Annotated in this window: 7 protein-coding genes; 3 read left to right on the top strand and 4 right to left on the bottom strand. The window is 60.7% G+C overall.

The annotated features are described in order from the left end of the window. The 3 genes from NW835_RS08120 to rpoB form a co-directional block, all read right to left on the bottom strand. Nucleotides 1-1,067, bottom strand: a 1,067-nt coding sequence (locus tag NW835_RS08120; RefSeq protein ID WP_414415008.1) for a DNA-directed RNA polymerase subunit beta'', incomplete at its 3' end; no start/stop codon positions are given. A gap of 89 nt (nucleotides 1,068-1,156) precedes the next feature. After that, the gene (locus NW835_RS08115) at nucleotides 1,157-3,040 is read right to left on the bottom strand and encodes a DNA-directed RNA polymerase subunit gamma (RefSeq protein ID WP_414364182.1); all 1,884 of its coding nucleotides are present in this window, start codon (nucleotides 3,038-3,040) and stop codon (nucleotides 1,157-1,159) included. Nucleotides 3,041-3,146: 106 nt separating this feature from the next. Next, the gene (rpoB, locus tag NW835_RS08110; RefSeq protein WP_414370446.1) at nucleotides 3,147-6,548 is read right to left on the bottom strand and encodes a DNA-directed RNA polymerase subunit beta; all 3,402 of its coding nucleotides are present in this window, start codon (nucleotides 6,546-6,548) and stop codon (nucleotides 3,147-3,149) included. 518 nt (nucleotides 6,549-7,066) lie between these two features. On the opposite strand from rpoB, the gene NW835_RS08105 reads away from it, so the two are divergent. Further along, entirely contained in the window at nucleotides 7,067-7,819 is a 753-nt protein-coding gene (locus NW835_RS08105; protein WP_414364180.1) for a heme oxygenase (biliverdin-producing), read from the top strand. A gap of 84 nt (nucleotides 7,820-7,903) precedes the next feature. On the opposite strand, the gene NW835_RS08100 is transcribed toward NW835_RS08105, so the two are convergent. Further along, nucleotides 7,904-8,434, bottom strand: coding sequence for a pentapeptide repeat-containing protein (locus NW835_RS08100; protein ID WP_414364179.1), 531 nt, complete (start codon nucleotides 8,432-8,434; stop codon nucleotides 7,904-7,906). 140 nt (nucleotides 8,435-8,574) lie between these two features. On the opposite strand from NW835_RS08100, the gene pyrR reads away from it, so the two are divergent. Beyond that, the gene (gene pyrR, locus NW835_RS08095) at nucleotides 8,575-9,129 is read left to right on the top strand and encodes a bifunctional pyr operon transcriptional regulator/uracil phosphoribosyltransferase PyrR (RefSeq protein ID WP_414385062.1); all 555 of its coding nucleotides are present in this window, start codon (nucleotides 8,575-8,577) and stop codon (nucleotides 9,127-9,129) included. 56 nt (nucleotides 9,130-9,185) lie between these two features. After that, nucleotides 9,186-9,930: putative 2-dehydropantoate 2-reductase (locus NW835_RS08090; RefSeq protein ID WP_414415007.1), on the top strand; the 745-nt coding region annotated here is incomplete at its 3' end.

Here is a 9,930-nt window from a genome sequence, read left to right as displayed (position 1 = left end):
TGGGTGCCCGGCTCCCCAATCGATTGGGCGGCGATGACCCCGACCGCCTCTCCGAGATCCACCAGACGGGAGTGGGCCAGGCTCCAGCCGTAACACATGCGGCACACCGAGCGGTTGGCCTCACAGGTGAGGGGAGAACGCACCATCACCTGCCGGATGCCCGCCTCCACGATGGCTTTGGCCAAGTCGTGATCTACCTCTTGGTTGCGACGGGCAATGATCTCCTGGGTTTGCGGGTGTACTACATCACGAGCCAGCACCCGGCCCACCAGGCGCTCCTCCAGCGACACCACCACCTTGTCCCCATCCATCAGGGGTTCCAGCAGGATCCCTTGGTCGGTGCCGCAGTCGGATTCCCGCACGATGACATCTTGAGACACGTCCACCAGGCGGCGGGTCAGGTAGCCGGAGTCGGCAGTGCGCAAAGCCGTGTCCACCAAACCTTTGCGGGCCCCATAGGAAGAGATGATGTATTCAGTAACGGTCAGGCCCTCGCGGAAATTGGTTTTAATCGGTAAGTCGATGATCTCCCCTTGCGGGTTGGCCATCAGGCCGCGCATGCCCACCAACTGCCGCACCTGCGAGACGTTCCCCCTTGCCCCCGAGTTGGCCATCATGTATACGGAGTTGAGGGGATCGTTCTGGCGGAAGTTGCTGAGCATCTCCTCCTTGATTTGGTCGTTGGTCTGGTTCCAGGTGTCAATCACCTTCTGGTAGCGCTCCACCTCTGTGATCTCGCCGCGGGTGTAGCGCTCCGTGGCTGCCTCGATCTCCGCTTCCGCCTGGGCCAACAACTGCCGCTTGCTGGGCGGAATGCGCAGATCCTCGATGCTGATGGAAACGGCAGCCTGGGTGGCGTATTTGAAGCCCATGGCCTTCAGGGCATCCGCCATTTGGGCAGTGCGGGCAGTGCCGTAGCGGGCAAATGACCAGGCAATCAGGTTGCGCAGCTCTTTTTTGCCGATTTGATAGTTGCGGAAGGGTACAGGGGGCGGCGGAGTCTCGGCTTTGGCGCCGTCAGCGGCCTGCCGGATTAAACCGGCGGAAAAGCGTCCTTTTTCGCTCATAATGCCTCAGTGATAACTCTGACAGTTCTGGACAAGGGGGTAGGGATCCTAGCTGCCTATCGACAAGGGCAACGTCCATAGGGGCAGCTTCAAGCAGACAAAATATCTTGCACCGTTTTGTTGAAGATGATCCGGCCCGCCGTGGTGCGAATGTATTGGCTGATCACGTTGCCGTCTTGATCCTCGCGGATGCGGCGGTAGTTGGTGATCTTGAGGCGGGTGCCGCCCGGCTCCTCGATAATCTGGGGCTCCGACTCTTTTTCCTCCTTGCCCAACTCCATCGGGCCGCTGTAGCGCACCCAGATTTTGCTGTGCAGGCCGATGACGCCGCGGTCGTAGGCGATGAGGGCGTCCTCCAGGCTGGCAAAATAACGATCGCCAAGGTCGGGGGCGTGGGGATTGTCCGCCGTCAGATAGTAGCACCCCAAAACCATGTCTTGGCTGGGGGTGATAATTGGAGCGCCGGTGGCCGGGGAGAGGATGTTGTTGGTGGCCAACATCAGCAAGCGCGCTTCCGCCTGGGCTTCCAACGACAGGGGCACGTGCACGGCCATCTGGTCGCCATCGAAGTCGGCATTGAAGGCCGGGCAGACCAAGGGGTGGAGCTGAATCGCCCTCCCCTCCACCAGGATTGGTTCAAAAGCTTGGATCCCGAGGCGGTGCAACGTTGGAGCACGGTTGAGCAAAACTGGGTGGCCGTCGATTACGTCCTCCAGCACGTCCCAAACCTGCGGGTCGTTGCTCTGGATCAGCTTTTTGGCGGCTTTGATGTTGTTGACGATGCCCCGCTTGATCAACTTGTGGATCACAAAGGGCTGAAACAGCTCGATGGCCATCTCTTTGGGCAAGCCACACTGGTGCATGCGCAGGTTGGGCCCTACCACGATTACCGAACGCCCAGAGTAGTCCACCCGCTTGCCGAGCAGGTTTTGCCGGAAACGCCCCTGCTTGCCCTCGATGATATCGGAGAGGGACTTGAGAGGACGGTTGTTGGCCCCCACCACCATGCGCCCCCGCCGACCGTTGTCGATCAGGGCGTCCACCGCCTCCTGCAGCATACGCTTCTCGTTGCGCACGATGATCTCCGGCGCCATGATCTCCTGCAGCCGCGCCAAGCGGTTGTTGCGGTTAATCACGCGGCGGTAGAGATCGTTGAGGTCACTGGTGGCAAAGCGGCCTCCATCCAACTGCACCATCGGGCGCAGATCCGGCGGGATCACCGGCAACACCCGCAGCACCATCCACTCCGGCCGGGCTCCCGTGGCGATGAAGTTGTCGATCACCCGCAGCCGCTTGATTAGGCGCGCCCGCTTTTGGCCGCGGGCGCTGGCGATCTCCTCCCGCAACTGCTCCGCCTCTTTTTCCAGGTCAATATCCTTGAGCAGGCGTTCGATCGCCTCCGCCCCAATCATGGCCCAGTTCTCCGGCAGTTGCAGCTCGGATCCCTCCTCGTACATCTGATCCTCGATCTCGAGGTATTGATCCTCGGTCAGCAACTGCTTGTAGGAGAGGTTGGGAGCGTTGCCCGGATCCACCACTACATAGGCGTTAAAGTACACCACCTGCTCCACGTCCCGCAGCGGCATGTCCAGCAGGGTAGCGATGTGGCTAGGGATCCCTTTCAGGTACCAAACGTGGGTGACCGGGGCAGCCAACTTGATGTAGCCCATGCGGTGACGGCGCACCCGCGACTCGGTTACCTCCACTCCACAGCGCTCGCAAACAATGCCGCGGTGCCGCACGCGCTTGTACTTGCCACAGTGGCACTCCCAGTCCTTAACTGGCCCAAAGATGCGCTCACAAAAGAGGCCATCCATCTCCGGCTTGAGGGTCCGGTAGTTGATGGTCTCTGGCTTGGTGACTTCTCCCACCACTTGGCCGTTGGGCAGGGTGCGCTGGCCCCACTCCATAATCCGCTCCGGAGAAGCCAGCCCAATCTTGACATAGTCAAAGCGCTGATCTGTTCTGGCCATTGCCATTTCTCCTAACTTGCTGCCCTAGCACCTACAAAGCAAGGGAAGAGGAACTACACCCCCCCTCTCCTGAGCCGAATGGGATCCCAGCCGTCCCCAGCATCAATCAAAAATCGTCCTCCTCCTCCCTGTCTTCGTCTTCCTCGCGGCTGCGGTTGGCTAAGGTAAAGGTTCCTCCTGCCCCTGGAGAAAGATCCTCGGATGTAACGGATTCATAAGTGGGCCGCGAGGGGGTGTGGCGGTTGGAGACATCGGCCATCAGATCCACCTCCACATCGCGGGTCTGGCCATCGCTGTCTACCTCCACCTTATGGACAGACACATCCAGGCAGAGAGACTGCAGCTCCCGCACCAACACCTTGAAGGATTCCGGCGTGCCGGGTCGGGGGATGGGCTTGCCCTTGACAATGGCGTTGAGGGCCTCGTTGCGCCCCACCATATCGTCCGACTTGACGGTGAGCAGCTCCTGCAAAATGTAGGCCGCCCCAAACGCCTCCAGAGCCCACACCTCCATCTCGCCAAAGCGCTGGCCACCCTGCTGCGCCTTGCCCCCCAGGGGCTGCTGGGTTACCAGCGAGTAGGGGCCAGTAGAGCGGGCGTGGATCTTGTCGTCCACCAAGTGCACCAGCTTCAGCATGTAGGCACGGCCCACCGTAACCGGCTGGTCGAAAGGCTCACCCGTGCGGCCGTCAAACACCTGAACTTTGCCACAGTACTTGCCTTCAGGGTTGAAGATCCAGTCCTTGCCAGTCTTCTCGCGCGCCTCCCGCAATTTGGCCTCCACTGTCAGCCGGGAAGCCTCCAAGCCGTGCATTTCATCGAAGGGCATTAGCTTAAAGCGTACCCCTAGGTGCTCTGCTGCCCAGCCCAGTAGGCACTCATACACTTGGCCCACGTTCATGCGGGAGGGCACCCCTAGGGGGTTGAGCACCACATCCACTGGGGTGCCATCTGGCAGGTAGGGCATGTCTTCAATCGGCAAGATGCGGGAGATGATGCCCTTGTTGCCGTGACGGCCCGCGATCTTGTCCCCCACCTGGATCTTGCGCTTGAGGGCGATGTAAACCCGCACCACCATGTTGGCACCTGGCGGCAGCTCGTCCCCCTGCTCGCGGGTGAAGATGCGCACATCCACCACCCGCCCGCGCTCGCCGTTGGGCACCCGCAGCGAGTTGTCCCGCACGTCGCGGGCTTTCTCGCCGAAAATGGCCCGCAACAGCCGCTCCTCCGGCGGTTGATCCGATTCCCCTTTGGGAGTGACCTTGCCCACCAAAATATCGCCGGCTTCCACCCAAGCCCCAATGCGCACAATGCCGTTCTCGTCCAGGTTGCGCAGGGCATCTTCCCCCACGTTGGGAATCTCGCGAGTGATCTCTTCCGGCCCTAGCTTGGTCTGCCGGGCTTCGATCTCGTACTTCTCAATGTGTACCGAGGTGAAGACGTCGTCGTAGACCAGCCGCTCGCTGATCAGGATGGCATCTTCGTAGTTGTAGCCCTCCCAAGGCATGTAGGCCACCAACACGTTTTGGCCCAAGGCCAGTTCGCCCCCCTCGGTAGCCGGACCGTCCGCCAGCACCTGCCCGGGCACCACCCGATCCCCCGCGTAGACAAGAGGGCGCTGGTTGAGACAGGTATCTTGGTTGGAGCGCTGGTACTTCTGCAAACGGTAAACAATCGGATCCCCGCCGTCGTCTGGCCGCACCACGATTTCGTCGGCAGAAACATAGGTCACCACGCCACTGGTGCGCGACACCACCACCATGCCAGAGTCCCGCGCCGCCTGGGCTTCCAGGCCAGTGCCCACGTAAGGCCGATCCGGCTTCAGCAGAGGCACTGCCTGCCGCTGCATATTCGCCCCCATGAGGGCGCGGTTGGCGTCGTCGTGCTCCAAAAAGGGGATCAAGGAGGTGGCCACTGAGATGACCTGCACCGGAGCCACCTGCACGTAATGCACCTCGCTGGGGTGAGCGGTGGTAAATTCCTGGCGGTAGCGCACCGGCACCAGATCGACGGTGATGCGGCCCTCGGCATCTACCGGCACGTCCCCCGGCGCCACGCGATATTCGTCCTCTTCGTCGGCGGTAAGGTAGACCATCCCCAGATCCTTGCGCACCACGCCGTTCTCAACGCGGTAGTAGGGGCTTTCGATAAAGCCGTACTGGTTGACGCGGGCGTGGGTGGCCAGGGATCCAATCAGCCCGGCGTTGGGGCCTTCGGGAGTTTCGATGGGGCAGATGCGTCCGTAGTGGCTGGGGTGGATATCCCGCACGGCAAAGCCGGCCCGCTCCCGGCTCAGGCCACCGGGGCCTAAGGCCGACAGCCGCCGCTTGTGGGTCAGCTCCGCCAGCGGGTTGGTCTGATCCATGAACTGGGAGAGCTGGCTGGAGCCGAAGAACTCCTTGATGGCCGCCACCAAGGGTTTGGGGTTGACCAGCGAGGCTGGGGTGAGGTTCTCTGACTCGGAGACCGTCATGCGCTCGCGGATGATCCGCTCCAGGCGGTTGAGGCCCACCCGTACTTGGTTTTGCAAGAGCTCGCCCACCGAGCGCACGCGGCGGTTGCCCAGGTGGTCGATGTCGTCCACATGGCCGATGTCGTACTCCAAGTTAATCAGGTAGTCGATGACGGCCAAGATGTCCGTGACGGTGAGCACCCGCACATTTTCCGCCACGTTGAGATTGAGCTTTTTGTTCAGCTTGTAGCGCCCTACTCGGCCCAGGTCGTAGCGCTTGGGATCGAAGAAGCGGGATTCCAACAACTGCTGCCCACCGGACACAGTGGGAGGCTCGCCGGGCCGCAGCTTGCGGTACAGCTCCATCAGGGCTTCTTCTTCGCTGTAGTGCCCCTCTTTTTCCATGGTTTTTTGGAAAAATTCGGGGTGGCGCAGGCTGTCGTAGATCTCCGAGTCGCTCAGGCCCAAAGCCTTGAGCAGAACTGCCGCCGAGAGCTTGCGGGTTTTGTCAATGCGCACCCACACCAGGCCGTTTTTGTCGGTCTCAAACTTCAGCCAGGCGCCCCGGTTGGGAATCAGGCTGGCGCTGTAGGTGCGGCGACCGTTTTTGTCCAGTTCCGACTTGTAGTAGACGCCGGGGCTGCGCACGATCTGGTTGACGATCACCCGCTCGGCGCCGTTGATGATAAAGGTACCCCGATCCGTCATCAAAGGCAGCTCGCCGATGAAGACGTCCATGTCCTTGATCTCGCCCGTCTCTTTGTTAATCAGGCGAGTGGGCACCCGGATTTGCGCTTGGTAGGTAGCATCCCGTCGCTTAGCTTCCTCCGGGTCGTAGCGCGGTTTGTTGATTTTATACCCTTTGGAGGGATCCCCAGGGCGGTACTCCGGCAGAAAGTGCAGTTCCAGCTTGCCCGTGTAATCGACGATAGGGGAAAAGCTGAGGAGCTCCTCTTCAAACCCTTCTCGCAAAAACCACAAGAAACTCTCCCGCTGAATCTCTACCAGGTCAGGCAAGGTAGAAGCGGCAGGGGATGGCACTGCTAATTGTGTCATGCGTTGCTCGGCAGGGGTTGCGCTGCAGTCAGGTCTCTAATTATAGAAACCCTGCCAACGATCGTCAACGAACGTTACAAGGGCTGGAGATGGCCAGCTCCCTCGAGTGCCTGTCCGGCGAATGTCGCCAGATCGCCTGGGATCCCCTTTGGGCCGCGGTTGCAGGAGCGTTCCCCAATTTGCCTTAAGGATTGTTCACATCCATTCACACTCAGGCAGATTATTCTAATCGTTGACTGTTGGGCAGTCACCTGCTGCTCCAACTCTGCTTGCCGGTCGTCAACAGGGCTCGGAAAAGTGGGGTGGGCCTGGAGGCCAGGTCAAGTCGTTGGAGGGCGCGCTCAGCCTGGTGGGGGTTCTGGTCTGCGTCGCGGTGACCAGAGGGGATCCCCATCCATCCAGATGAGAAGGGGTTGAAATGGGTTTACGCAGCCTCTCAGGCCAGGGCGACTTTTATTTTTATTGATGTTTTTGAAAACAGCTAGACACAAGCAGCCGTTTTTGGCGAGGAGGATTTTGTGAGTCAAAGTCTGCAACCAAAACACCAGCCTGCCAGCCTCTCTGTTCAGTTGCGGGAGGGCACCAAGCAGTCCCACACCATGGCCGAGAATATGGCCTTCATCAAGTGCTTCCTCAAGGGGGTGGTGGATAAAAAAGCCTACAGCCGCTATGTGGGCAATTTTTACTTTGTCTACAGCGCTCTGGAAGAGGGGTTCACGCAGTTGCGAGAGCACCCGCTGGTGGGCCGGCTTTACTACCCGGAGCTGTGGCGCAAGGCCAGCCTGGAGAAGGATTTGAATTATTTTGTCGGCCCCAATTGGCGCGCTGTGGTCAAGCCCTCTCCAGCTTGCCAGGTCTATGTCGACCGCATTCGAGAAGTGGTGGAAAAGGATCCGGTTCTGCTGATTGCCCACGCCTACACCCGCTACATCGGCGACCTTTCGGGTGGCCAGATCCTGAAAAACATCGCCCGCCGGGCCATGGGCCTGCCGCCGGGGGAAGGCACCGCCTTTTACGATTTCGAGCAGATCCCTCATGAGGGCAAGTTCAAGCAGCGCTATCGCGCTCAGTTGGACGCGCTGGAGCTGGATCAGGCAACCATCGAGCGCATTGTGGCGGAAGCCAATTACGCCTTCCAGCTCAACATGGACTTGTTCAAGGAATTGGAGGGCAATTGGCTGCTATCAATGGCCCGCTTGGCCTGGAACTCTCTTCTCAACCAGTTTCAGCGCCAGTCCACCCGCTCTGAGGCGGCTGCCCCCAGTCCCTAGCCACAGCTATTCCCCACCCCAGAGACTCTTTGCTGGGCTGCCAATCCCCCCTCTCCCTCAGGGAGAGGGGCTGGGGGTGAGGGATCAGTCGCATGCGAGGGTGTCGCGGGTGGCCCGCCCGGTGACGGGGTTAACGCCGCTGGCCCGTTCGCAGAGGATGGCAAGGGCATCTTTCCGGATCAGGGCGTTGGTGAAATCCGCCCCCTCGATCTGGATCCCTTCCACCCGCGCCAGCCACATCATGCTGTCCTGCAGTTGGGCTTCCCGCAGGTCGGCACCTTGCAGATTGGCCATGTCCAAGGTGGCGCCGCGCAGATCGGCCCCCCGCAGGTTGGCTCTGCTGAGGTTGGCCCCAAACAGATTCGCCCCTGCCGCTTTGACGTGGCTGAGATCGCTTTGCCGCAGGTTGGCCTTGAGAAATTTCCAGCCGCTCAGGTCTTGTCCGGCAAAGTTCGCCCCCTGCAGATCCCGCTTGCTGTAGTCTTCTGCCCAGGACGGGGATCCCAAGAGGGCGACGCCCAGGCACAGGATCAGCCCGCAAAACACTGCACCCCGCAGGAAACGGGTCAGCCAGGACAGTCTCACCAAACCAGAAGCCGGCCAAGCAACAGACATCGCGGATCCCTCCCGGAAACCTCCACGGCTTTGGGACTGCTCTTACTTTTATCCTACCGGATGGGGATCCCACCGGCAGATTGGGCTAACTTGGGCTTTTATAAGCTGAGTCCCAACTGGCGAGGGGGTGACAGGGATCCATGTCCACAGTCGAGATTTTCAATGCGCAGCAGATAGCGGAGCTGATCGACGCTCTGGCCACCGCAATCGGCAGGGATCACCCCCACTTGGACAGGCTGGTGTTGATCGGCATTCGCACTCGCGGCGTCCCCTTGGCCTACCGCTTGCGGGATCGCATCGCCACCGGCTTCAGGAGCCCACCGCAGGTAGGGGAGCTGGACATCACCTTCTTCCGCGACGACCTGGGCTCCGGCGGCCTGCGCACTCCCAATCGCAGCGAGCTGCCGCGGGATCTGACCGGCCAAGAAGTGGTGCTGGTGGACGATGTGCTCTTCCGGGGTCGCACCGTCCGTGCGGCTCTGGAGGCCCTCAACCACTTTGGGCGACCGGAGCGGGTGCGCCTGGCTGTGTTGATCGACCGCGGCCACCGCCAGTTTCCCATTCAACCGGACTACTGGGGCCACAAGCTAACCACGGCCCCTGAGCAGATCGTCAAGGTGCACCTGCGGGAAACCGACGGCGAGGAGCGGGTGTTGTTGATCGACGCCAAGCCTGAGGAAAACAGGAGAGAGTGAGCCTGAGACGCCCCTGGGGTGCGGTATGGTGGGGATAATCTGCCGACTTTCGCCCTATGACTGTGTTGCCGGAAACCCGTCGCTACGCTGTCTTAGGCACAGGCGCCCTGGGAGGGTTTTACGGGGCAAAACTGCAACAGGCTGGCTTCACGGTGCATTTTCTGCTCCACAGCGACTACGACCATGTGCGCCAGCAAGGGCTGTGGGTAGAGTCCTGCTGGGGGGATTTTCATTTGCCGCAGGTGAATGCCTACGCAGCAGTGGAGGACATGCCCCCTTGCGAAGGGGTGATCGTGGCTTTGAAAGCCACCCAAAATCACCTGCTGCCGCAGTTGCTCCCGCCCGTATTGGCCGAGAAGGGTGTGGTGATCCTCCTGCAAAATGGACTAGGGGCAGAGCCGGAGATTGCCAACTGCGTTGGCCCTGAGCGCATCATGGGTGGCCTCTGTTTCATCAGCTCCAACAAAGTTGGCCCCGGCCACATCCGTCATCTGGATTATGGCTCGGTGCTGCTGGCGGAATACGGCCCTGGCTATGCGCCCCAGGGGATCACGCCTCGCCTTCAACAAGTTCAAGCGGATTTTCAACGGGCCGGGATCCCGACCTCCCTTTCTCCAGATCTGATGTTGGCCCGCTGGCAGAAGTTGGTCTGGAACATTCCCTTCAACGGCCTCTCGGTGATCTTCAATGCCGATACCCAGCAAATGATCCGCGACTCTGAGGCCCGCACTTTGGCGGAAACGCTGATGCACGAGGTGATCCAGGGGGCTGCCGCCTGTGGCCGCCACCTCCCGGAGACCC

Source organism: Synechococcus sp. OH2 (genome assembly GCF_047462155.1).
Taxonomy (GTDB): Bacteria; Cyanobacteriota; Cyanobacteriia; order Thermostichales; family Thermostichaceae; genus Thermostichus.
The sequence above is the reverse complement of the archived record's forward strand: the minus strand, read 5'-3'. Positions and strand labels throughout refer to the sequence as shown.